At 67.3% G+C, this 23648-nt stretch carries 19 protein-coding genes; 7 read left to right on the forward strand and 12 right to left on the reverse strand.

Going from position 1 to position 23648, the window contains the following annotated elements; translation table 11 throughout:
* From AC1MEQ_RS02490 to ffh, 3 genes are all read right to left on the reverse strand, one after another.
* Positions 1-1290, reverse strand: a complete 1290-nt coding sequence (locus AC1MEQ_RS02490) for an alpha/beta hydrolase (protein ID WP_479793653.1) — start codon at positions 1288-1290, stop codon at positions 1-3.
* A 108-nt stretch (positions 1291-1398) separates the two neighbouring features.
* Positions 1399-2028 (reverse strand): NUDIX hydrolase, encoded by a 630-nt coding sequence (locus AC1MEQ_RS02495; RefSeq protein WP_479793654.1) that lies wholly within the window; start codon positions 2026-2028, stop codon positions 1399-1401.
* Between the two features lie 19 nt (positions 2029-2047).
* A complete protein-coding gene (gene ffh, locus AC1MEQ_RS02500; RefSeq protein ID WP_479793656.1) occupies positions 2048-3613 on the reverse strand; it encodes a signal recognition particle protein in 1566 nt (521 codons plus the stop codon).
* Between the two features lie 143 nt (positions 3614-3756).
* Between ffh and AC1MEQ_RS02505 the strand changes: the two genes are divergently transcribed.
* Entirely contained in the window at positions 3757-5181 is a 1425-nt protein-coding gene (locus tag AC1MEQ_RS02505; protein WP_479793658.1) for a glucose-6-phosphate dehydrogenase, read from the forward strand.
* Positions 5182-5240: 59 nt separating this feature from the next.
* Here the strand turns inward: AC1MEQ_RS02505 and AC1MEQ_RS02510 are convergent, their stop codons facing one another.
* The 4 genes from AC1MEQ_RS02510 to ftsY form a co-directional block, all read right to left on the reverse strand.
* Positions 5241-6275, reverse strand: a complete 1035-nt coding sequence (locus AC1MEQ_RS02510) for an acyltransferase family protein (RefSeq protein ID WP_479793660.1) — start codon at positions 6273-6275, stop codon at positions 5241-5243.
* Positions 6276-6380: 105 nt separating this feature from the next.
* The gene (locus AC1MEQ_RS02515; protein WP_479793662.1) at positions 6381-6719 is read right to left on the reverse strand and encodes a P-II family nitrogen regulator; all 339 of its coding nucleotides are present in this window, start codon (positions 6717-6719) and stop codon (positions 6381-6383) included.
* A complete protein-coding gene (locus AC1MEQ_RS02520; protein WP_479793664.1) occupies positions 6716-8023 on the reverse strand; it encodes an ammonium transporter in 1308 nt (435 codons plus the stop codon). The genes AC1MEQ_RS02515 and AC1MEQ_RS02520 overlap by 4 nt, the downstream gene beginning before the upstream one ends.
* Before the next feature lie 220 nt (positions 8024-8243).
* Positions 8244-9446: a signal recognition particle-docking protein FtsY gene (ftsY, locus tag AC1MEQ_RS02525; protein WP_479793666.1), complete on the reverse strand. Its 1203-nt coding sequence runs from the start codon at positions 9444-9446 to the stop codon at positions 8244-8246.
* Between the two features lie 35 nt (positions 9447-9481).
* Between ftsY and AC1MEQ_RS02530 the strand changes: the two genes are divergently transcribed.
* Entirely contained in the window at positions 9482-10687 is a 1206-nt protein-coding gene (locus AC1MEQ_RS02530) for an MFS transporter (protein WP_479793668.1), read from the forward strand.
* A gap of 66 nt (positions 10688-10753) precedes the next feature.
* Complete coding sequence (locus AC1MEQ_RS02535) at positions 10754-11794, forward strand: acyltransferase family protein (protein ID WP_479793670.1); 1041 nt, start codon at positions 10754-10756, stop codon at positions 11792-11794.
* 61 nt (positions 11795-11855) lie between these two features.
* Here the strand turns inward: AC1MEQ_RS02535 and smc are convergent, their stop codons facing one another.
* Positions 11856-15467 (reverse strand): chromosome segregation protein SMC, encoded by a 3612-nt coding sequence (gene smc, locus AC1MEQ_RS02540; RefSeq protein WP_479793672.1) that lies wholly within the window; start codon positions 15465-15467, stop codon positions 11856-11858.
* Between the two features lie 230 nt (positions 15468-15697).
* Between smc and AC1MEQ_RS02545 the strand changes: the two genes are divergently transcribed.
* The 4 genes from AC1MEQ_RS02545 to AC1MEQ_RS02560 are packed head-to-tail and all read left to right on the forward strand — an operon-like array spanning position 15698 to position 21222.
* On the forward strand, positions 15698-16723 hold the full coding sequence (locus AC1MEQ_RS02545; RefSeq protein WP_479793674.1) for a 3-oxoacyl-ACP synthase III: 1026 nt from the start codon (positions 15698-15700) through the stop codon (positions 16721-16723).
* On the forward strand, positions 16717-19365 hold the full coding sequence (locus AC1MEQ_RS02550; protein WP_479793676.1) for an alpha/beta fold hydrolase: 2649 nt from the start codon (positions 16717-16719) through the stop codon (positions 19363-19365). The genes AC1MEQ_RS02545 and AC1MEQ_RS02550 overlap by 7 nt, the downstream gene beginning before the upstream one ends.
* Before the next feature lie 47 nt (positions 19366-19412).
* Positions 19413-20396, forward strand: coding sequence for an NAD-dependent epimerase/dehydratase family protein (locus AC1MEQ_RS02555; RefSeq protein WP_479796020.1), 984 nt, complete (start codon positions 19413-19415; stop codon positions 20394-20396).
* Between the two features lie 10 nt (positions 20397-20406).
* On the forward strand, positions 20407-21222 hold the full coding sequence (locus AC1MEQ_RS02560) for a serine hydrolase domain-containing protein (protein WP_479793678.1): 816 nt from the start codon (positions 20407-20409) through the stop codon (positions 21220-21222).
* On the opposite strand, the gene mutM is transcribed toward AC1MEQ_RS02560, so the two are convergent.
* From mutM to AC1MEQ_RS02580, 4 genes are read right to left on the reverse strand one after another with little or no spacing between them, the layout of a single operon-like run.
* Positions 21219-22148, reverse strand: coding sequence for a bifunctional DNA-formamidopyrimidine glycosylase/DNA-(apurinic or apyrimidinic site) lyase (gene mutM, locus AC1MEQ_RS02565; protein WP_479793680.1), 930 nt, complete (start codon positions 22146-22148; stop codon positions 21219-21221). The genes AC1MEQ_RS02560 and mutM overlap by 4 nt on opposite strands.
* A gap of 3 nt (positions 22149-22151) precedes the next feature.
* A complete protein-coding gene (gene rnc / locus AC1MEQ_RS02570; protein ID WP_479793682.1) occupies positions 22152-22868 on the reverse strand; it encodes a ribonuclease III in 717 nt (238 codons plus the stop codon).
* A gap of 9 nt (positions 22869-22877) precedes the next feature.
* Positions 22878-23081, reverse strand: coding sequence for a 50S ribosomal protein L32 (gene rpmF, locus AC1MEQ_RS02575; protein WP_343900611.1), 204 nt, complete (start codon positions 23079-23081; stop codon positions 22878-22880).
* A 2-nt stretch (positions 23082-23083) separates the two neighbouring features.
* Positions 23084-23602: a YceD family protein gene (locus AC1MEQ_RS02580; protein WP_479793683.1), complete on the reverse strand. Its 519-nt coding sequence runs from the start codon at positions 23600-23602 to the stop codon at positions 23084-23086.
* Positions 23603-23648: the final 46 nt, after the last annotated feature.

The raw sequence follows: 23648 nt of genomic DNA on the forward strand, positions 1-23648 counted from the left end.
CTACTTCCCCATTCCCCACGTGGGTGCCAGGAACTTCAGCCCTCCGGCCAGCCCGGCCCGCGCCGCGACCCAGGAATGCCCGGCACCGGGCACCCGGATCGCCTGGACGTCCATGCCCGCAGAGCGCGCCGCGGCGACCACGACGTCCTGGTCCGCCCCGTAGTGGTGGTCATTGGCGCCCACGGCGAAAAAGGCGTGCGTCCCCGGGTACTGCCGTTGCCGCAGCAACGTCAGCGGGACGCGGGCGGTGAAAGCTGCCGAGTCTCCGCCGAAGGACCGGGCGATGGTCGCCGGGCGCCTGGCCGACAGCGACGGTTCCCGCTGCCCGGAGACGTCGATGATGTCCTGGTAGAGGCCGGGGTGGGTGGTCGCCATCTGCAGTGCGCAGGTCCCGCCGAACGAGAACCCGCCGAAGGCCCATCCCGCCGACGGTTGGCGGACGTTGAGGGTGCGCGAAATCCAGGCGGGCACGTCCACGGACAGGTAGGTGTCCGCGCGCGCGATGCGCGAATCCATGCACATGGTGTTCCCGGCGGTGGTGCCGTTCGGATCGACCACGACGACCACCGGCGCCCGGCCGGCGTGGGACGCCGCGAAGGCATCCAGGGTGGGGGCCAGCTGCCCGGCGTCGAGCCAGCGTTGCGGACCCCCCGGCTGCCCGGCCACGAGGACCAGTACCGGCAAGCGGGGCGACCCGGTGGGCCGATAGGCCGGTGGCAGGTAGACGATGGCATCGCGGGCATCGAAGCCGGAGGCCGGGCCGGGAATCGGGGCCTTGGCGACTGTTCCATGCGCAGGCAGCGTGGCGGCGTTCCCCGCCCCGTTTCCGACGCCGTCGCCGGCCCCGCGCCGCAGGCCGGCAGCCAGCTGCGGGATGTGCACCTGTTCGCCCAGCAGGCTCCCCACGGTGTTGTACTGGGCGAAGTAGGCGTTGATCTGCAGGCCCGACAGGACGAGGACCGCGACGGCGGCCACCGCGGCACCGGCGCGCCACGACCAGCGGGCACGCCAGCCCGCGTACAGCGCCAGCAGGATCCCGAAGGCCGCGCCGGCGACCCACGCCAAGACCTCCAGCGGCAGGGTTTCGGAGAGCACCAGCCAGACGTAGACCAGCAGCAGGTACAGCACCCACGTGATGCCGACCGCCAGCCCCAGGAGCAGCGGGTACGCCACGTACCAGCGGCGCCGACGACGTGGCACCAGCAGGAACGCCAGTCCGGCGATCCCGGCGATCCAGGCCAGGACCGGCAGCCAGCCGTCCACCACACTGATCGACCCGGCACCACCCATGACCCGACCTCCATCCCTCTGGTGGTGGACTCTACGCCGCCGGTTGCCGGACGTCGGCGACCATGCGCTGGGAGTTCCCCGTGCGTTGGCCCCCTGCCGGCTGGGAGCCTACTGGCCGCGGTTCTTCAGCCCCGGGACCGGGGCCGTCAGGGGCAGGTCCGGCATGAGCTCGCGCGGGGGCTGCCGGTTGCCCGGAACGTGGCGCGGGGTGACGTCGCGCCCGTGTTCGAGTTCGGCCGCTCCCCCGAGTTCCAGCGCCCGGACGGCCGCTGCCGCGCGTTCGGCATCGGCCGGTGGCAGCAGGATGGCCAGCTGCTCCAACGGGCAGAACCGCACCTGCAGCATTCCGCCGTCGGCGGTGAAGCGCTCGACATCGGTGACCCAGGTCCCGCCGTCGTACACCAGGAACTCATGGCCGGTGCCGCTGCCGCCGGCGGCATGGGCACCGCCGAGTGCGGGACGGAAGTCGTGCACCAGCATCCGGCCCATCGACGGTTCCAGCGCCAGGCGGCCCAGCACCGAGGCGGCCGCGTCCCGGGGTCCGACGCCCGAACGCACGGTGGAGGTGGGCAGCACCCAGTCGGGTTCGGAGTCGTCCCCGTAGCTGGCTTCGTTGATCCCGGCGGAGTCCTTGACGGTCAGCACCGCCCCGTCGGAGCGGCGCACCAGGATCGAGGCATAGGCACGGTGCTTCCACCGGGCACTGAGGAATCCGTCCAGTCCCTGCACTACAGTCATCAGCGCCTCCCCGCCGCGCCTATTTGCCCAGGAACTTCTCGAAGCCCTTGGGCAGGTTCAGGTTCGACGGGTCGAAGTCCTGGTTTCCCTGCTGTCCGAAGGACGCGCCGGTCGGGGCCACGGGTGCTCCGGGCTTGCGGTTCTTGGCGTCCAGCTCGGCCTGGGCGGCCTTGGCGGGGTTGCCGAACTTCTGCTTCTTCTTGTTCGACCCCTTGCCCTTCTTGGCACCGCCGTGCCCGCCACCGGGCATGCCGGGCATCCCGCCACCGGCGGCCATCTTCTTCATCATCTTCTGCGCCTCGCCGAACCGCTCCAGCATCTGGTTCACCGCGGAAACCGACGTGCCCGAACCCTTCGCGATGCGGGCGCGGCGGGAGCCGTTGATGATCTTCGGGGCGACGCGCTCGTGCATGGTCATCGAACGGACGATGGCCTCGATCCGGTCGATCTGGCGCTCGTCGAACTGCTCGAGCTGCTGCTTGGAGATCGCGGCCCCGGGCATCATCGAGAGCATCTTCTTCATGGAGCCCATTTTTTTGATCTGCTGCATCTGGGACAGGAAGTCCTCGAGCGTGAAGTCCTCGCGGTCGGCGAATTTCTTCGCCATCCGTTCGGCTTCGTCCTTGTCCCAGTTCTGCTCGGCCTGCTCGATGAGCGTCATCATGTCGCCCATGTCCAGGATGCGGCTGGCCATGCGGTCCGGGTGGAAGACCTCGAAGTCGGAGAGGTTCTCGCCGGTGGAGGCGAACATGATCGGCTTGCCGGTCACCGAGGCGACCGACAGGGCTGCACCGCCGCGGGCATCGCCGTCGAGCTTGGAGAGGACGACGCCGGTGACGCCGACGCCGTCGTTGAAGGCCTGGGCGGTGTTCACCGCGTCCTGGCCGATCATCGCGTCGATGACGAACAGGACCTCGTGCGGGTTGACGGCGGCGCGGATGTCCGCTGCCTGCTGCATCATCTCGGTGTCGACGCCGAGGCGGCCGGCGGTGTCGATGATGACGACGTCGTGCTGCTTCTGGCGGCCCTCGGAGACGCCGTTGCGGGCCACGACCACCGGGTCGCCGGTGGATTCCTCGAACTCGGAGGACACCCCGGGATGCGGTGCATAGACGGGCACGCCGGCGCGTTCGCCGTTGACCTGCAGCTGCTTGACGGCGTTCGGGCGCTGGAGGTCACACGCGACGAGCAGCGGCGTGTGGCCCTGGGCCTTGAGGTACTTGGCCAGCTTGCCGGCCAGCGTGGTCTTGCCGGCGCCCTGCAGGCCGGCGAGCATGATGACCGTCGGCGGGACCTTGGCCAGGTTCAGCCGGCGGGTCTCGCCGCCGAGGATCCCCACGAGTTCCTCGTTGACGATCTTGACGATCTGCTGCCCCGGGTTCAGCGAGGCGCTGACCTCGGCGCCGAGCGCGCGCTCCTTGATCTGGGCGGCGAAGGCACGCACCACCGGGACCGCGACATCGGCGTCCAGCAGGGCCCGGCGGATCTCGCGGACGGTGCCATCGACGTCGGCCTCCGTGAGCCGGCCCTTGCCGCGGAGGTTCTTGAACGTCGCTGTCAGCCGGTCGGAGAGTGAATTGAACACGGGAGCTGGACTACTTTCGTGTGGGTGGCTGCGGGAAAACCCCGCTGGACTCGACTTCCAAGGTTACCAAGGTCCGACGCGCCCGGCGGCATCGAACCGCCCCCGGCAGACAGGGAACCCGCGATGGTGGCAAGCTAGGGATCGTGAGTGAAGCGAAGAAAGCCCATGTCAAGACCCTGCTCATCCTGGGGGCCTCCGGCGACCTGACCGGCAGGCTGCTGCTGCCGGGGCTGGCCCAGCTGATCGCCACCGGCCGGGAGGCGGACCTTGTCCTGGTGGGGGCGGGATCACCCGACTTCAGCGAGCAGGACTGGCAAACCCGCGTCACCGACGTGTTTGGCGAGGCCAAGAAGAAGGCCAAGGACGACGGCGGTGCCTACCTGGACCGGATTGCCGCACAGACCAGCTACTCGGCCATCGATGTCACCGCACCCGGGGAACTGGGCCAGCTGCTGGCCACGCTTCAGGGCCCGGTGGCGCTCTACTTCGCCCTGCCGCCCCAGGTCAGCCAGAAGGCCTGCGAGGTCCTCACCCCCGAAGAAGTACCGGCCGGAACCACCCTGGTGATGGAAAAGCCCTTCGGCTCCAGTGCCGAATCGGCCCATGCCCTGACCAGGACCCTGACGCGGCTGGTCCCCGAGGAGTACATCCAGCGCGTGGACCACTTCCGCGGCAAGGCCACCGTCTTCAACATCCTGGGCCTGCGCTTCGCCAACCGCTTCCTGGAACCGCTCTTCAGCGCCGACCATGTAGCGAAGATGGAGATCTTCTACGACGAGGACCTCGCCCTGGAGTCGCGGGCGGGCTATTACGACCACGCGGGTGCGCTGCGGGACATGATCCAATCGCATCTGTTGCAGATCCTGGCCCTGTTGACGCTCAACGCCCCGGCGACCCTCGGGGAACGGGACCTGCGCGACCACATCGGTTCGGTGTTGCGTGCAACGAAGGTACCCACCGACTACGCGAACAGCACCCGCCGGGCCCGCTACACGGCCGGCACCAGCAGGGGCCACGAGGTCCCGGACTACGTGGCCGAGGACGGGGTGGATGCAGCAAACGGGACCGAGACACTGGCCGAGATCGAACTGCGGATCAACAACGCCCGCTGGGCCGGCGTTCCGTTCCTGTTGCGCTCGGGCAAGGCGTTGGGCTGCCCCCGCAAGGAAGCAGTCATCACCTTCAAGCCCGTCGCCCATCTGCCCGAGGGGTTCACCGGGAACGACACCCCCACCCGGCTGCGGATCGGCTTCGGGCCGGACACGCTCGAACTGGAACTGGACGTCAACGGCCCCGGCGACATGTATGAGCTGGACCGGATCGGACTATCGGCCCAGCTGAACAGCCCGGACCTGCTCCCCTACGGCGAAGTCCTGGCCGGGGTGCTGGCCGGTGACCCGACGCTGTCGGTGCGCGATGACACCGCCGAGCAGTGCTGGCGGATCGTCGAGCCGGTGTTGGCCGCGTGGGCGAACGACGAGGTCCCGTTGGAGGAGTACGCCGCCGGGACGAACGGTCCGGAGAACTGGCTGACGACCCGGGAAGTCCAGCTCGATCTGAAGTCGTAGGTTGGCGGGGAATCGGGCAGTTGACGAAATGTCCGGCCCGCGGCTGGCCCCGCAGGGACCTAGCGGGATACCTGCCGTTCCGGGACGGCGGCGGGAGTCGGCGTGCTGTCCACCTTGCCGACGGCAGGTCTGCCGATCCGCCGGACCAGCGCGTCGATGGGCCGCCACGAGGTGAGGGCGACCGTGCCGGCGGTCAAAACGGCCACGAACACCAACGACAGCGCGTTGTTGTCCGCCAGGATCCGTGGCAGGTAGGGGTCCAGGGCCTTGACCATGAATCCATGGAAGAGGTAGACGGCGAGGCTCCGGCGCCCGAGGACGGCCCACGGGATGCCCGGTGACCTCGGCAGGACCATGAGGAATCCCGCGGTGACGGTGGCGGCGACCAGCATCAACGAGGCACGGGTCAGCACTCCCGGCGTCGTGCCCTCGTTGAGGTCGGACGCGCTCATGCTGCCGTAGAGCCAGCCGTTGTCGACGTCCAGGGCAAAGAGCAGCAGGGGCAGCGCCACGGCCGCGGCCACGATCGCGCCGCGGAGCGCGCCACGGACCGTAGAGCACCAGTTCAGGATCGCCTTCCCGTAGACGAACCCGATCACGAAGAAGGGAAGGAACGTCAGCGTCCGGCCGACGGCGAGCGGATATCCGGCCCACGGCATGGCACTGGCGGAAATGGCCACGACGACGGATAGGGCAACTGATGACCGGGGAAAACGGTGGATCACGGGCGTCAGCAACAGCCACCAGATCAGCGCCAGCAGGAACCACAGAATCCAGTACGGCGTGTACCAGTTGAACTTGGCCCCGGGATCCAGCCACGGGCTGGCCACCAGGAAGCCCACCTGGAACAACACCAGCAGGAGCACCAGCGGCCGGATCCGCCGCACGAGCCCGGACGGTTTGGCGGTGATCCCGGTCAGGAACACGAAGGCAGGCATGTGGAACGCATAGATCAACGTCAACGGCAGCCGGACGGTTTCGGCGGACCAGTCGTTCATCGCCTCCAGGAAATGACCCGCGACGACCAGGGTGATCAACACACCCTTGGCAATATCGAGGCGCTGGTCACGCGGCTTGCTCAGGGATTCAGCCATCGGCACACGATAGCAACGCCTCCGACGCAGATGCACATTACGTGACGGCGGCCACCGGCCCGGCCCTTCGCCGATCCGGTGGCGCGCGTAGCCCGGGTGCCGCGCCTACACCGCTGCGTCGCCCCGCTCACCGGTACGTACCCGGACGGCTTCCCGGACCTCGGTAACCCAGACCTTGCCGTCCCCGGCCCGGCCGGTGTTGGCGGTCGCCACGAGGACGTCCACGATGTCGTCGGCCCACTCGTCGCCTACCAGCACCTCGACCCGGACCTTGGGCAGCAGGTCGATGGTGTATTCGGCGCCCCGGTAGACCTCGGTGTGGCCACGTTGACGCCCGTAGCCGCTGGCCTGGCTGACGGTCAGACCCCGTACCCCGTAGCTTTCCAGGGCATCGCGGATGGTGCCCATCTTTTCCGGTCGGATGATCGCGGTGATGAGTTTCATGACCGGGCTCCTTCGATGGTGTGCTGCGGCAGGTGGCTGGAGGTGGCGGGATGCGGCACGAACGATCCCGTGGTGCCGAGCCCGCCGAATTCGTACCCGGTTTCGGCGTGTTCGGCGAGGTCGATGCCGGTTTCCTCCGCTTCCTCGCTGATGCGCAGCCCCAGGGTCTTGTGGATGGCCAGCCCGATGATGGTTGTCATGAGGGCGGTATACGCCATGACCACGACGACGGCGACCGTCTGGGTGCCCAGCTGGGCCAGACCGCCCCCGTAGAACAGCCCTCCGGCCGTGCCTTCGCCGGGCAGGGCCAGGAATCCCAGCGCCAGCGTGCCGACCAGTCCGGCGACGAGGTGCACGCCGACGACGTCGAGCGAGTCGTCATATCCCCAGCGGTATTTCAGCCCAACGGCCAGGGCCGCTGCCACGCCGGCGGCGAAACCGAGCACGATGGCGCCCACCGGTGAGACGTTGGCGCATGCCGGGGTTATCGCCACCAGCCCGGCCACGACGCCTGACGCCGCCCCCAGTGAGGTGGGGTGCCCATCGCGGATGCGTTCGATGGCGATCCACGCGAGCATTGCGGCGGCCGGGGCCGCCAGCGTGTTGACCCAGATCAGGCCCGCTTCCTCCGCGCTGCCCGCTGCCCCGCCGTTGAAGCCGAACCACCCGAACCAGAGCAGGGCTGCGCCGATCATGACCAGGGGGATGTTGTGCGGACGCTGGCCCGGGTCCTTGCCGAAACCGCGACGCTTGCCCAGGATCAAGGCCAGGACCAGGCCGGCGACACCGGCATTGATGTGCACTACGGTGCCACCGGCGAAGTCGATGGCTTCGCCCGCCCAGGAGCCGATGGCTCCGTCCGGCCCCAGCAGTCCGCCGCCCCAAACCCAGTAGGCAATCGGCACGTAGACGAGCGTGACCCAGAGGGGCGCAAAGGTGAGCCAGGCGCTGAACTTCGCGCGGTCGGCCACGGCGCCCGAGATCAATGCGACCGTGATGATGGCGAAGGTTGCGCCGTATCCCACGCTGATCAGGTCGTCTGTGCCGACGAGGGAACCCAGGCCGAACGCCGTGAACGGATCGGCGACCAGCCCTGCAATGCCATGGCCACCACCGCTCATCGAGTAGCCCCACAGCACCCAGACGACACCGACGACCCCGGCGGCCGCGAAGCTCATCATCATCATGTTCAGCACGGCCTTGGCGCGGGTCATGCCGCCGTAGAAGAAGGCGAGTCCAGGGGTCATGAGCAGCACCAGGGCTGCGCAGACCATCATCCAGACGTTGCCGGCAGATAGTTCCATCTCGGGTCCTCCCGAAGCGATCCCGGCGGGTCCATCCCGCCGATGCCTCAAGAATTCCGTGCCCGTGTTTCAGGCCAGGGTGCGCGATAGTTTCGGCGGCGTTACAAATGCCGCTCCCAGGTAAGGTGCTGGTTCCGCGCAGGTTTCGGACATGTTTCGGGCCCCGACCCACGATGGTGGTTCGAGGCCCGAAATGGGGGCAGGCTGCTGGCCGGGTCGCTCAGTCGAGCAAGGCGTCGACGAAATCCTCGGCGTCAAACGGCGCCAGGTCGTCGGGTCCCTCGCCGAGCCCGACGAGCTTGACCGGAACGCCGAGCTGGCGCTGGATGGCCACGACGATGCCGCCCTTGGCCGTGCCGTCCAGCTTGGTCAGCACGATGCCGGTGACGTTGACGACCTCGGAGAAGACCTTCGCCTGGTTCAGCCCGTTCTGGCCGGTGGTGGCGTCGAGGACGAGCAGGACCTCGTTGACGGCTGCCTGTTTCTCCACGACACGCTTGATCTTGCCGAGCTCGTCCATGAGGCCGACCTTGTTCTGCAGGCGTCCTGCCGTGTCGATCATGACGACGTCGACCTCCTGGTCGATGCCTGCCTTGACGGCTTCGTACGCCACCGAGGCCGGATCGGCCCCGTCAACGTCGGAGCGGACCGTCGGCACGCCGACGCGGGCACCCCAGGTGGCCAGCTGTTCGGCGGCGGCGGCGCGGAACGTGTCGGCGGCACCGAGCAGCACGTCCTTGTCCTCGGCGACCAGGACGCGGGCGATCTTGCCGATCGTGGTGGTCTTGCCGACACCGTTGACCCCGACGACCATGACGATGGACGGGCCGGTGGGCTGGCGATCGGAGACGATCGAGCGGTCCATGGTCGGGTCGACGAGTTTGATCAGTTCGGAGCGCAGCATGGCCCGGACCTGTGCCGGATCCCGATGCCCCTCGACCTTGACGCGTTCACGCAGGGCGTCGACCAGTTCCTGCGTCGGTTCGCTGCCGAGGTCCGCGAGCAGCAGCGTTTCCTCGATTTCGTCCCAGACGTCCTCATCGATCTGGTCCTGAGACAGCAGGGCCAGCAGGCCCTTGCCCAGGGCGTTGTTGGACTTGACCAGGCGGGCACGCAACCGGGCCAGGCGTCCGAGCACCGGGGCCGGGACGTCGACGGCGACATCCTGCCGGCCCAGCGTGTCCTCGGGCGCGGGAGCCGTCTCCAGCGAACCGCCGCCGTCGACATCCTGTGCCGGGGCTTCCCCCGGCCGGGTCAGGGTGTCGGTTCCGCCGCCTCCCGGAGCCGGGTCGTTCGCGTCACGGGTGGCCGTGTAGGTCCCTGGAGGGGTCTTGCGTCCGCGGAGGAAGAAAGCGGTCCCGAGGCCGACGACCAGGACAACGACGACGACAATGGCAATGATCAGGAGGGTTTCTGTAGACACGGCAACAGTTTCTCACAGACTAAGCTGGTGCCCTCATGAGCACACTCCCCCCTTCGCCCGAAACGCCGTCGATCCCCCGTGAGATCAAGGTCCTGATCGCCGCCGCCTTCGTGATCGCCCTCGGCTTCGGCCTGATCGCCCCGATCCTGCCCCAATTCGCCAAGAGCTTCGATGTGGGCGTGGCCGCCGCCGGATTCATCGTCAGCGTCTTCGCACTCACCCGGCTGGCATTCGCCCCGGTGAGCGGACGCCTGACCTCGGCACTGAGCGAACCGCCGGTCTACGTCGGCGGCGTCCTGATCGTCGCCGTGTCCACCATCATGTGCGGCTTCGCCCAGGACTACACCCAGCTGCTGGTCTTCCGAGCGGCCGGCGGACTCGGGTCCACGATGTTCACCGTGTCCGCGATGTCGTTGATCACCCGCCTGGCCCCACCGGAGATCCGCGGCAGGATCTCCGGCTACTACGCGGGTTCATTCCTTATCGGCAACATCGTCGGGCCCGTCGTCGGTGGCTTCCTCGCCGTCTTCGGATACCGGCTGCCCTTCTTCATCTATGGCGGCGCTCTGGTGGTCGCGGCGGCCATCGTGTACCTGTCCCTGTTGCGGGTGCGGTCCTCGGCCAAACGCGGCCCACGGGACACCCGCCCGGCGATGCTCTTCAGGACCGCCCTCCAGGACCCCGTCTACCGGGCTGCGCTGGTCTCCGGCTTTGCCAATGGCTGGTCCAACTTCGGGGTGCGCGTGGCACTGGTCCCGCTTTTCGCCGCCCAGGCGTTCGCCGACGGTGCTGCCCTGGCCGGCCTCTCGCTGGGGCTGTTCGCGATCGGCAATGCCGTCGCGTTGACGGTGGCCGGCAGGGTGACTGACAAACATGGCCGGCGCATGCCCGTGTTGGTGGGTCTCACGATCGGATCGGTGGCCATGGCCGGCATCGGGCTGACCGACCATGAGGTCCTGTTCATCGCCCTGTCGATCATTGCCGGCGCCGGGATCGGCTTCATGAATCCGGCCCAACAGGCAGCGGTGGCCGACACCATCGGACGCGAGCACAACGGCGGCAAGGTCATGGCCGGCTTCCAGATGGCCACTGATGGCGGCGCCATCCTCGGCCCGGTGGTTGCCGGGCTCATCGCCGACCAGTGGGGATTCGACTGGGCCTTCGCCATCACGGGTGTCATCGGGTTGGTCGGCGCGGCGGCGTGGATCCCATTGAAGGCGCCCTTATCATCGCCAGCCTAGGAATTCGGAGGCCCTTGCATATGTCGAGTAGGCTGACGGAGCCCATTTTCCCTGAGGAGCGCCAGTATGAGTTCGACATCGCCCGCCATCCCGACGGACGTTAAGGTCCGACAGACGTGGATCGACCAAGCACGCTGGGTTGCCATCGTTTTAGTAGTCATCGGTCACGCTGTAGGCCAGATGAGGTCGCAAAGTGGCCTGGCCATACTCGTATCGAACTTTGTCTATGTCTTTCACATTCCTGTTTTCGTCATCCTGGCCGGATGGGGGGCCAAGCGTGTGGAAGCCAATGGGAAGAACCTGGCGAAGATCTGGTGGCAACTCGTTTTGCCCTATGTGATCTTCCAATCCATTGCATTCGCCCTGAATTGGATTATTGAGGGAAAGAATCCCAGCTGGAACTTCACGAACCAAACGTTCGGACTATGGTTTCTAGTGGCCTTGGCCGGTTGGAGGCTCATTGGCCCCTGGCTGCGGGGGCTACGCTTCCCCATCGCCCTCGCCGTGGCAATGGCCCTGCTGGCGGGGCTAAGCCCAAAAATTGACAGTTGGCTCTCGATCTCTAGGATCCTCTTCTTCCTGCCACTCTTTATGGCCGGCCCGTGGCTCGTGGACCAGATATCCGTATGGCGCCACAAGCGGATTCTCCGATGGGGCGCCATCGGATACCTGCTCACCCTCGCCGTCATCATATTCTTGGTGGGAGAAAACTGGTGGAGAACGCCGTTCCTCGGCAAATCCTCCTATGAGGACCTCGACCAAGGGAACTTCAGTGGCATGATCGTCCGACTTGGCGTATTGGCGTTGATGGCTATGACTGCCACTGCATTCCTTTTGGCATTACCCGGGCAACCGGGATCGCCCTCCGCCGTCGGTAGGCGGATCACTTCCGCCGGCCAGCACACCATGTATCCGTATCTGCTCCACCTTCAAGTTCTGACGCTGGTCGGTGCGACCGAGTGGAAAACCATGGGACAACCATCCGTCACCACAGTCTTGTTCATCCTTGGGGCACTTGTCGTATGTCTCATCTGCGAGTTCAAGTTCGTCAGAGCCATATTCACGCCCCTCGTGGAACCGAGGAAAATTTTTAAGACCGGCGGCTAACTACGTAGGGCTCCCGACATTCCGACGTCCCATTCCGGCTGGCCGGCCGTTGTGACGGGCGTCAGAGTCGCTGGCTGATGACCTTCGTGACGCCGTCGCCACGCATCGACACCCCATAGAGCGCGTCGGCGATCTCCATGGTCCGCTTCTGGTGGGTGATGATGATCAGCTGGCTTTCCTCCTGCAGTTCCCGGAAGATCGTCAGTAGCCGCCCCAGGTTGGTGTCGTCCAACGCGGCTTCGACCTCATCCATGACGTAGAACGGCGAGGGGCGTGCCTTGAAGATCGCCACCAGCAGGGCGACCGCCGTGAGCGACCGCTCACCGCCGGAGAGCAGGGAGAGCCGTTTGATCTTCTTGCCCGCGGGCCTGGCCTGGATCTCGATGCCGGTGTTGAGCATGTCGTCCGGGTCCGTCAGCACCAGTTGGCCCTCGCCGCCGGGGAACAGCGTCGCAAAGACCTTCTCGAATTGCTCCGCGGTGTCGCGGAAGGCCTCGGTGAACACCCGCTCGACCCGCTCGTCGACATCGCGGATGATGTCCAGCAGGTCCTTGCGGCTGGATTTGAGATCATCCAGTTGTTCGGCCAGGAACCTGTGCCGTTCTTCCAGGGCGGCAAACTCCTCCAACGCCAGCGGGTTCACCTTGCCGAGGGATGCCAGGTCCTTCTCCGCCTTGCGCAGGCGCTTCTGCTGTTCGACGCGGTCGAATGGCGTTCCCTCCACGATGGGGTTGCCTTCTTCGTCGACGTCCTGGCGCAACGCAGCCCATTTGTCAGTTTCCCCCGCGGGCAGGGGGACGGGCAGATGCGGGCCGTAGTTCTCCACCAGGTGTTCCGGGGTCAGGCCCAATTCCTCCAGCGAGCGGGCTTCGAGGGCCTCGATGCGCATCCGCTGTTCGGCCCGCGCCAGCTCATCGCGGTGGACCGAGTCGGTCAGTCCCCCCAGTTCGGTGGACAGTTCAGCGGCGCGGGCACGGATCCGGCCCACCTGTGCCTCCAGTTCGTCGCGCTCGGCGGCCAGGCGATCGCGTAGCTCCCCGGCCTGCTCCAGGGAGACCGCCACGCGCTTGAGCACGATGTCGATTCCCCGGCCCACCGCGCCGGCCCGTGCTGCCTGGAGGCGCCGGGAGGCGGCCCGTTTTTCGGCCAGCTCGCGGTGTCCCCGTTCCCGGGCCGCGGACTGGACGAGGGATTCAACGCGGCCACCCAGATGATTGACCTGCTCCTCGCTGCCGCGCAGGGCCAGTCGCGCTTCGAGTTCGTGCTGCCGGGCGCTGGCGGCTTCCGCGTCGAGCCGTTCACCCGTGCTGCCATCGGGTTCCTCATCGGACGGAGCCTGCTGGGCCGCTTCCAGGCGGGCCTGCAGTTCCGTGACCGTGCTTTGTGCGGACTCGAGGGAGGCGTTGGCGGTCGTGACCTGCTGGTCGGTTCGTTCGGTTTCGGCACCCGATTGGCGAATCGTGGATCCCAGGGTCGCCAGCTGTTCGGCAACGCCGGTGATGCGGGCGTCCGATTGGTAGAGGCGTTCTAGTGTCGTTTCGACGGCTATCGTGGCTTCCCGGTGGCGCTCCTCGACGCCGGCGCGTTGGAAGCGGAGTTGTTCGTAGGCGGCCGTCGCGGCGCCATGTTCTCTTTGGGTGGCATCGATGGCGGCTTGCTGTTCGAGTAGGGAGGACCCCGCGCCGGATCCTCCGGCCAGGCTGTTGGAGGTGTGCACGTCCCCGCCAAGGGTCACGATCGTCAGCCGCGGGTCATCGGCCAGAATCCGGGATACATCGTCCCCGTTCTCGACGATCGCAATCCCGTCCAGCAGCGAATGGACGGCCTGTTGGAGGCCATCGGGGGCTTCGTCGCGCACGTCGACGAGTTCGGCCGCCCAGTGAACTCCGGCGGGTTTCGTCGCGGCGCCTGGACTCGACGTCGTCGCGACGGCCACGCCCAGGCCTCCGTCCTGCGGTACCGGGGGGAAAACGAGGTGGATGCGGCCTGCCTCACCGTCGTGCACCGATTCCAGCGTCCGGCGTGCCTGCTGGCCGCTGTGGGCGCTCAGGGCCTCGGCAAAGGGACCGAGCGCTGCGGCGATGGCCGTTTCGTAGCCGGGCGCGACGCGGATGTCCGCGCTGATCCGTCCCCGAATGCCGTCGATGCCCGCCTGCAGGATCTCTTCCGAGGCGTCGCGGCGACCCATCGCCGCCTGCAACGCCTCGAGCCGTGCCTGCAAGGTGGTGCGCGTCCGTTCGGCGGCTTGTTCCCGTGCTGCCAGCTCCTCGAGTTCGCGGCTGCAGGCTGCCAGTGTCTCCTCGGCGCGTTCGTGCTCTGCGTCCAGATCCTCTTCCGAGTCCTCGACACCACTGGCTTGTTGTTCCAACTCGGTGTACTTCAAGTGGGCCGTCGCCCCGCGTGCACGTGATTGTTCCGCGGCTTGACGCAAACGGCCGAGTTCGCCCTCCAGGGACTCGACCCGGCTGCGAGCCGACCCGACCTGCCCGGCCAGCCGCGCAAGTCCTTCCCGACGGTCCGCGGCGGCACGCATGAGCTCGGTCAGACGGCGCGATTCCTCCGCTGCCGCGGATTCCGCGGCGGTGCGGCGGGCGATGGTTTCCTCCAGCTGGAGGGACAAGGCCGCCCGTTCGCCCTCGAGAACCCCCAGCTCCGAACGCAGTCGTTCCGCTTGGGCCTGCATCCGGTCGGGGTCACGCGACGAGTCATGGACGACCGCGCCCTGGGAGGCCAGGTTCCGTTCCCGTTCGGCGGCCAGCGCACCGAGGGAACGGAACCGTTCCTGCGTCGTGTTGAGTCCATGCCAGGCCTCGCGTGCGGCGTTCAGCGCCGGCACTGTCAGCTCCGCGGCGGCTTCCAGTCCGGACTGCCGTTCCTTGACCTCCCGAACCGCCAACTCGACCTCAATCCGGCGTTCCCTGATGCGCCGCTCATCCTCGAGCTCACGGGTCAGCGCCTCGCGCAACGTGACCAGCTCGTCCGCGAGAAGGCGCGACCGGGCATCGCGCACCTCGAACTGGACAGACTGTGCCCGCCGGGCGACCTCGGCCTGCTTGCCCAGCGGGGTGAGCTGCCGACGGACCTCGCCCGTGAGATCCTGCAGGCGGGACAGGTTGGCGGCCATCGAGTCGAGCTTGCGGACGGTCTTCTCCCGGCGCCGACGGTGCTTGAGCACTCCGGCGGCCTCCTCGATGAAACCCCGGCGCTCCTCAGCCGTCGCGTGCAGGATCCGGTCGAGCTGGCCCTGTCCGACGATGACATGCATCTCACGTCCCATGCCGGTATCCGAGAGCAGTTCCTGGATATCCAGCAATCGGCACGATCTGCCGTTGATCGCGTATTCGGATCCCCCGGCCCGGAACAGCGTCCGGGTGATCGTCACCTCGGAGTATTCGATGGGCAGGGCCCCGTCGGCGTTGTCGATGGTCAGGGAAACCTGGGCACGCCCGAGTGCCGCCCGTCCCGACGTGCCGGCGAAAATGACGTCCTCCATCTTGCCCCCGCGCAGGGTCTTGGCACCCTGCTCCCCCATCACCCAGGACAGGGCGTCCACGACGTTGGACTTGCCCGATCCATTGGGCCCCACGACGGCCGTCACACCCGGCTCGAATTCAAACGTCGTCGCCGAGGCAAACGACTTGAATCCACGGACGGTCAGGGTCTTGAGATGCACGGAGGTCTTTCAGCTGGCGGAACTGTCGATTCGATGTCCCCAATCTACTGCGTTTGCGCGGGCGGACGACGATTGCCACACGGTGCGGGAAAGGTCACAGTCACCGTGCATGCCGCACGGCGAATGTGGAGGAACTCCAACGCAGCGTGCATAGTTAACAGTTGGAGAGTCTTCGCATCGGCCAGATGCGTCGGCGGCACGTGGATCCCCATTTGGACGAAGGCTGGATATTGAGCGGCAATGCAACGTTTCGACACACCAACTCGGCGATTCTCGCCGTCACCAGTGTGGAGGCACCCGTTGTCGTCACGTCAAGCGAATTCGACAAGCGCCTCGAACCCAGCCTGAAGCGTCTGCGCCTGTCCAAGCGGCTCCTCGAGCGTGTCGCAGGGGTGAGTGAACGCCGTTGGTGGCCCGAAGGCACCGGATTCGACGATGCCGCCGTCGAAGCCGGGTCCAAGGCACTGGCCGAATCGGGCATCGAACCGCACGAGATCGGCCTGCTCATCAACACGTCGGTCACCCGCAAGAACCTCGAACCCTCCGTGGCCGTCAAGGTCCACAATGGCCTGGGACTTCCGTCCTCCGCCATGAACTTCGACCTGGCCAACGCCTGCCTCGGATTCGTCAACGGGATGACCCTGGCGGCGAACATGATCGATTCCGGCCAGATCAAATACGCGCTCATCGTGGCCGGTGAGGACTCGCAGATCGCGCAGGAGCCGACCTTCGACCGGCTGAACCGCGAGGATTCCACGCGTGAGGATTACCTGCGCGAATTCGCCACGTTGACTCTGGGCTCCGGTGCCGCGGCCGCGGTCATCGGGCGCGCCGACGAACACCCCGGGTCCCACCGCATTCTCGGCGGCGTCTCCCGTGCCGGAACCGAACACCATGAACTCTGTGTCGGCGGCCCCCAGGGCATGTACACCGACACCAAGGGCCTGCTGGACCACGGACTGAAGCTCGTGGTCGATGCCTGGGACGAGGCCCACCAGGACGGCTGGAAGTGGGGATCGATGGACCGCTACGTCACCCACCAGGTCTCGAATTCCTACACCAACGCCATCATCAAGGCCGTCAACCTGGTCCGCGACCGGGTGCCGATCACCTTCCCGAAATGGGGCAACGTCGGCCCGGCCTCGCTGCCGATGACCCTCGCCCAGGAAGCCAACTCCCTGAACCCGGGTGACCGGGTGCTGTGCATGGGCGTTGGTTCCGGCCTGAACACGGCGATGCTGGAGCTGGCGTGGTAGGTCGGAGCTGGCCCGGGGTCCGCCCCGGATTCTCCCGATACCCCACCGTCCCCTCCACTGCAGGCTGCGATCGACCGGACACCACCCACCGGTGGCACGTCCTGGACAACGGCCCGACCCTTGAAGCCCAGGGACGTTCCCCCGTCGGGACCATCCTCGCCGTCCACGGCAACCCCACCTGGTCCTACCTCTGGCGCAGCGTCGTCGAGGCGGCCACGGTGGCAGAGACCCCGTGGCGCGTGATCGCCGTCGACCAGCTCGACATGGGCTTCTCCGACCGAACCGGTACCTTCCGGCGCCTGGAGGACCGGGTCACCGACCTGGGCGACCTCACCGGCGCCCTCGACCTGACAGGCCCTGTCGTGACGCTGGGCCATGACTGGGGCGGGCTCATCTCGCTCGGCTGGGCCACCCGGCACCCCGACCTGCTCGCCGGCATCGTCCTGACCAACACCGCAGTGCACCCCGCCGGATTTTCGCCTCCGCCGGCCCTCTCCCTGGCCCTGCACCCCGCGGTGCACCGCTGGGGCACCCAGACCACCCCCGCCTTCCTGAAGGTGACCCACGCGTTGGCGCATCCGCAGCTGTCCGCCGACGTGAAGGCGGCGTACATGGAGCCGTACGCCACGGTCGCCGAGCGGGCCGGTGTGGCCAATTTCGTGGCCGACATCCCCGCCCAGCCGGGACACCCCAGCTGGCCCGCGTTGGAGTCCATCTCGACGGATCTCCGGACGCTGTCGGTGCCCGCCCTGATGATGTGGGGACCCCGCGACCCCATCTTCTCCGACCGCTACCTGCGCGACCTGATGGACCGACTGCCGCACGCCGACGTGCACCGCTTCGAGGGTGCCGGGCACCTGCTCCCCGAGGACCGCGACATCGCGACCCCGCTTCTGGAATGGCTGGCCGGAGCTCTCCCCACATCCAGCCAGGGCCCCACGGCAGCGGACGACGGAGACGCCTCCGCGGGTATGTCCGGTACGGAATTCCGCAGCATGCTCTCCGAACTCGACGCACGCCGCGACGACCAGACCGATGCCGTGGTCGACATGCTGCCGGCCGCCGGATCCACCCGCCTCTCCCGGTCCGTCTCGTGGGCCTCGCTCGCCCGACGGGTCGACGCCATCGCGCACGGCCTCGCCAAGCTCGGCGTGCGGCGCGGGGACCGGGTCAACCTGCTGGTCCCCCCGAGTTCCGAGCTCACCGCCCTGATCTACGCCTGCCTGCGACTGGGCGCGGTCATCGTCGTCGCCGACGCCGGACTGGGGACTCGCGGCCTCGGGCGGGCCATCCGCGGGGCGGGGCCCGGCTACCTGATCGGCATTGAACGCGCCCTCGTCGGTGCCCGCGCCCTCAACTGGCCCGGCGAACGCCTTGCCGTCGGTGACCTCTCCCCCGCCAAACGCCGCCTGCTCGGTGTCACCACCACGATCCCCGACCTCGAGCGCAGAGGGTCGTCGGCCATGGCCGAAGATGGTGCCGCTTTCGAGACAGCCGATCCGGATGCCGATGCCGCGGTGCTCTTCACCTCCGGCTCCACGGGACCGGCCAAGGGCGTCGTCTACACTCACCGCCAACTGGCCGCGATGCGCGACACCCTGCAGGCCACCTACGGCCTCAAGCCCGGCGACGCACTGGTGGCCGGATTCGCTCCCTTCGCCCTCCTCGGGCCCGCCCTGGGGGCCGTCTCGGTGACTCCGGACATGGATGTCACCTCGCCCCGGACGCTGACCGCGTCCGCCTTGGCCGACGCTGCCGCTGCCATCGACGCCACGATCGTCTTCGCTTCGCCGGCCGCCCTGGTCAATGTCCTGGCCACCACCGCTGGCATGGACGCCGTGCAGCGGGCAGCGCTGGAACGGGTGGACCTGCTGCTCTCCGCCGGTGCACCGTTGGGTGCCCGGCTGCTGCAGCGGGTCCAGCAGCTGGCACCACGGGCAAAGGTCCACACGCCGTACGGCATGACCGAGGCACTTCCCGTCACCGACATCAGCCTCGAGGGCATCCTCGCGGCCGGGAACGGTGACGGCGTCTGCGTCGGCACCCCCGTGGCGGGGGCCCAGGTCAGGATCGCCCCGCTCGCCGCGGATGGATCCGTCACGGATACCCTGGGCGAGACGCCGGACGTCCTGGGCGAAATCGTCGTCGGCGCCCCGCACGTGAAAGACCGCTACGACCGGTTGTGGATCACCGAGCAAGCCAGCGCGGTCCATCCAGGATGGCACCACACCGGCGACGTCGGCCATCTCGATGCCGACGGGCGCCTCTGGGTCCAGGGGCGACTCGGACACCTCATCACCACGCCCCTCGGCGTCCGCACCCCGGTGGCCGCCGAACTGGCCGCGGAGACCGTGGCCGGGATCCGGCGTGCCGCCGTCGTCGGCGTCGGCCCTGCGGGGACACAGGCCGTCGTCGTGATCGTCGAAACCGACCCGAAGTCCCGCCGTGCCGGCCTCCTGGACGCGGCGACCACCCAGAACGTACGCAGCACCGTGCTCGAGCGGACCGGCATCCAGGTCTCGGCGGTCCTCACCATCCCGGACATGCCCACGGACATCCGGCACAACTCGAAGATCGATCGCAGCGCACTCTCCGCCTGGGCCGGCACGCTCCTGTCAGGCCGGAAAAGCGGCCGACCGTGACCGGCCCACGCCAGGGCGGCCTCGTTCTCGTCACGGGGGCCAGTGGCATGCTCGGGCGTGCGGTCGCCGCCGACCTGTTCGCCCGCGGCTACCGCGTCCGGACGTTCCACCGCGGTGCCGGAACGCTCCCCGGGACCGAATTGGTGCGCGGCTCAGTCACGGACCGGGCCGCAGTGGCCCGCGCGGTTGACGGCGTTGACGCCGTCGTGCACCTCGCCGCGAAGGTCTCCTTCACCGGCGAGTGGGAGGAGTTCGTCGCGACCAACATCGACGGTACCCGCCATCTGCTCGAGGCCGCCCGCGCAGCAGATGTGCCGGACTTCGTCTTCGTTTCCTCACCGTCGGTCGCCCACCTCGGCTCGTCCATCGTCGGCGAGGGTGCCGGCCCCGCCGACCCCACGGCTGCGCGGGGCAACTATGCCCGCTCCAAGGCGGCCGCCGAAGTGCTGGCACTTGCCGCCGACGCGCCGGATTTCCGGGTCGCCGTCGTGCGGCCGCATGTCGTGTGGGGCCCCGGGGATACCCAGCTGGTCGAACGCGTCATCGACCGGGCCCGCACCGGCCGGCTGCCCCTGCTCGACGGCGGAACTGCCCTGATCGACACGACCTACGTGGACAATGCTGCCGCGGCGATCGTCCAGGCCCTAGAACGGATCGGTTCGACCCACGGGCGCCCCCTGGTCGTCACCAATGGGGAGCCACGCCCGGTCGGCGAACTGATCGCCGGCATCTGCGCTGCCGGGGGCGTCCCCGCCCCCGGGTTCAGTGTCCCGGGTCCGGTGGCCCGGGCCGCCGGTTCGGTCCTTGAGCGGGCCTGGGTGGCTGCACTGCGCAGGGGGTGGGTCAGCGACGAGCCGCCCATGACCAGGTTCCTGGCCGAACAGCTCTCGACGGCCCACTGGTTCGACCAGCGCACCACCCGGGAAGTCCTCCAGTGGGCGCCGACCGTGTCCATCGACGAAGGCCTCGTCCGGCTCGCCGCACACTACGGCGGCTCGGCTCCCACCCTGAACCGCGCCGACCCCGCTTAGAAAGGCCGTGATGGCTTCCCTGGAACAGATCGACTCATGGCCAGTGCCCCATGCCGCTGCGGCCGTCCTTGACTCCTCGGGGGCGACAGTAGCCAGTCGTGGCGATACCCATCGGGTCTTTCCCTTGGCCTCGGTCACCAAATTGCTGTCGGCCTATGCCCTGCTCGTCGCCCTGGAGGAAGAAGCACTCGCACTGGACCTGCCCGCCGGGCCGGAAGGTTCGACGGTTCGGCACCTGTTGGCCCACGCCAGCGGCTACGACTTTTCCTCCGACGTCGTCCGCGCCGCTCCTGGGACCCGTCGGATCTACTCCAACACCGGCTTCGACGTACTCGGCCAGACGCTCCAGCAGGAGACGGGCATCGCCTTTGCCGACTACCTCTCGGAAGCGGTCCTGCAACCACTGGGCATGGAATCCACCGGTTTGCACGGCTCGCCGGCCGCGGATGCCACCTCGACGGTGGAGGACCTCAGTCGGTTCGCCGCCGAACTCCATCGCCCCACCTTGGTGTCCTCCACCACGATGACGCGGGCCACCACTGTCCAATTCCCCGGTCTGGATGGTGTCTTACCCGGGTACGGCCGCCAAAAGCCCAACGACTGGGGCCTGGGGTTCGAAGTGCGCGACACCAAGGATCCACACTGGACCGGAAACGGCAATTCGCCGCAGACCTTCGGGCACTTCGGGCAATCCGGCACGTTCCTCTGGGTCGACCCCACTTCCGGTCTGGCATGCGTGGCCTTGACGGACCGCGACTTCGGTCCATGGGCCGTGGAGGCGTGGACGCTATTTAGTGATGCCGTCCTGTCGGAATTCGGAAGCTAGAACCGGGCGTTCCTGGGCACCCGCTGACAGGTCGGGCACGTATACGACGATCGTCCCATGAACGGGTCGCGACGGATCAACGAGGCCACGGCCGCGTCCCCACACCGACGGCAGGGCTCTCCGTTTCGGCCGTAGGCATTTAGAGACCGTGAAAAATAGCCGGATGCGCCGTTGACATTGACGTAGAGCTGGTCGAAACTCGTGCCGCCGGCCTCCAGTGCACGGTTCATGATGGACCGCAAGGCGTCCAAAAGGCGATCGGTATCGGTTCGGCGCATCGTATCCGTGGGACGCGCATAGTGCATTCGCGCCTGCCACAACGCCTCATCGGCGTAGATGTTCCCGACGCCAGACACCAGGTTCTGGTCGAGGATCGCCCGCTTGATGCTGGTGCGTCGCGCCCGGAGCCTCCCATGGAAGAGCTCGACGTCGAACGCTGGATCCAGCACATCTCGGGCAATGTGAGCCGCGGCTTGCGGGATGCTCGGGCGTGCCGACCCGTGTCCGCCCGGGGCACCGTCAACGGTGGGGATCAGAGGGGAAAGAAACAGGCCGCCGAATATCCGTTGGTCGATGAAGCGCAGTTCACCGGGTTTTCCCGGGCTCTCTCCCAATTCGAGGGTGACCTTGAGGTGCTTTTCCGGCGCCGCGTCGGGCTCCTCCACGAGCAGCTGGCCGCTCATCCCGAGGTGTGCCACCAGCGCCGTGCTGCTTGGGAGCCCCTCGAGGGGCATCCAGAGGAACTTTCCGCGGCGCACGGCTTCGGTGATGGTTGTCCCGGTGACGGTGACAGCGAAGTCGTCCGGCCCACCGGGGTGGCGGCGGACCGATCGCGGGTCGTGGACGCGAGCGCCGTCGATGCCCCGTGCGGAGACCCAGGATTCGAGTCCGCGACGGACCACCTCGACTTCGGGAAGTTCGGGCATGCGCTAGCGGGCAGCCTGCATTCCGGGATCGTCCACCGGAGCGGGGGGAACCAAGAGGCGGTAGGATACGGCGGCAGCTTCCTGCTCGGCTTCCTTCTTCGACGGACCGGTGCCGGTACCGTAGGAGGTCTTGCCGATATTCAACGTTGCCTCGAAGACGCGGGCGTGATCCGGTCCGGTGCCGGTGATCACGTATTCAATGGCTCCGAGCTTGCGGGAAGCGGCAATCTCCTGGATCGCGGTTTTCCAGTCGGTTCCCGCACCAAGGTTGTCGACATCCACCAGCAGGGGGCCAACCAGACGCATGACCAGGTCCTGGGCCGTGTCGGGGCCTTCGCTGAGGAACGTGGCACCGATAAGGGCCTCCATGGTGTCGGCCAGGATGGATGACTTGTCGGCGCCCCGGGTGAGCCGTTCACCTTGGCCCAGAAGAATGTACTGGCCTACTTCCAGGCTTCGTGCGATGCCGGCCAACGCCCGGGTGCTGACAACAGCCGAGCGTCGTTTGGCCAAGTCGCCTTCCGGAAGATCCGGATAGGTGCGGTACAGGTGGTCCGTGACGGCATAACCGAGTACCGAATCGCCGAGGAATTCGAGACGTTCGTTGGTGGGTAGGCCGCCATGCTCGTAGGCATATGAGCGATGAGTGAGCGCAAGACGAAGCGTCTCGGGGTCAATGGAGACCCCGAGACGCTTCAAAAGCTCTTCTGTTGAAGGCATCAGACGTTGTTAGGCGTCTGCTACCTTGCGCCCCTTGTATTCAAGGAACAGCTCGGTGCCGGCGGAGTCGGTCACGACCTTTGCCTGGTGCGGCAGGCTGTAGGTCACGCGGCCGTTCTCAACGGTCTTGACCAGGTTGGGCGCAGTTGCCTTCCACTGGGACCGACGGGCGCGGGTATTCGAGCGGGACATCTTCCGCTTGGGAACAGCCACGGCTAACTCTCTTCTCTCTCGACTGAATCTGTACTCGATGCCGCATGGTCTGCGGCGGTGCCGGTCAGCCCGGTCAGGGCTGCCCAGCGGGGATCTAGGATCTCATGGTGGTGACCAGGTTCGTCCGCAAGGCGGATACCGCATTCAGCGCAAAGGCCTTCGCAGTCCTCCCGGCACACCGGTTGGAACGGCAGCGCGGTCACCACTGCGTTCCGGAGCACCGGCTCCAGGTCGATATAGTCATCGATGATCTGGTGCTGGTCGGTGTCCTCATCCTCGGGCAATTCATTACCCTCGAAGAAGAACAGCTCCTGTATGTCGGACTCGAGGTCGTACGCGATGGGCTCCAGGCACCGGCCACATTCCCCGGAAACTTCCGAGAATGCCGTGCCGGAAACCAAGATTCCCTCGTGTACGGCCTCGAATCGAAGATCCAGATCTATATTCGATCCCTCTTCGATTCCGATCAGTGCCGCCCCCATTTCACGTGGAGCGGGCACGGTCCGTTCAAGAGTCTTCATGGAACCGGGGGGGCCCCCGAATTCCTTGGCCGAAAAGACCAACGGC

Source organism: Arthrobacter sp. ASL1 (genome assembly GCF_056680475.1).

What these genes read in the sequence shown, in the direction of transcription:
- AC1MEQ_RS02490 (WP_479793653.1), bottom strand. Translation starts at nt 1,290, where the DNA reads ATGGGTGGTGCCGGGTCGATCAGTGTGGTGGACGGCTGGCTGCCGGTC.
- AC1MEQ_RS02495 (WP_479793654.1), bottom strand. Translation starts at nt 2,028, where the DNA reads ATGACTGTAGTGCAGGGACTGGACGGATTCCTCAGTGCCCGGTGGAAG.
- AC1MEQ_RS02510 (WP_479793660.1), bottom strand. Translation starts at nt 6,275, where the DNA reads ATGGCTGAATCCCTGAGCAAGCCGCGTGACCAGCGCCTCGATATTGCC.
- AC1MEQ_RS02515 (WP_479793662.1), bottom strand. Translation starts at nt 6,719, where the DNA reads ATGAAACTCATCACCGCGATCATCCGACCGGAAAAGATGGGCACCATC.
- AC1MEQ_RS02520 (WP_479793664.1), bottom strand. Translation starts at nt 8,023, where the DNA reads ATGGAACTATCTGCCGGCAACGTCTGGATGATGGTCTGCGCAGCCCTG.
- AC1MEQ_RS02530 (WP_479793668.1), top strand. Translation starts at nt 9,482, where the DNA reads ATGAGCACACTCCCCCCTTCGCCCGAAACGCCGTCGATCCCCCGTGAG.
- AC1MEQ_RS02535 (WP_479793670.1), top strand. Translation starts at nt 10,754, where the DNA reads ATGAGTTCGACATCGCCCGCCATCCCGACGGACGTTAAGGTCCGACAG.
- AC1MEQ_RS02555 (WP_479796020.1), top strand. Translation starts at nt 19,413, where the DNA reads ATGCTCGGGCGTGCGGTCGCCGCCGACCTGTTCGCCCGCGGCTACCGC.
- AC1MEQ_RS02560 (WP_479793678.1), top strand. Translation starts at nt 20,407, where the DNA reads ATGGCTTCCCTGGAACAGATCGACTCATGGCCAGTGCCCCATGCCGCT.
- mutM (WP_479793680.1), bottom strand. Translation starts at nt 22,148, where the DNA reads ATGCCCGAACTTCCCGAAGTCGAGGTGGTCCGTCGCGGACTCGAATCC.
- rnc (WP_479793682.1), bottom strand. Translation starts at nt 22,868, where the DNA reads ATGCCTTCAACAGAAGAGCTTTTGAAGCGTCTCGGGGTCTCCATTGAC.
- AC1MEQ_RS02580 (WP_479793683.1), bottom strand. Translation starts at nt 23,602, where the DNA reads ATGAAGACTCTTGAACGGACCGTGCCCGCTCCACGTGAAATGGGGGCG.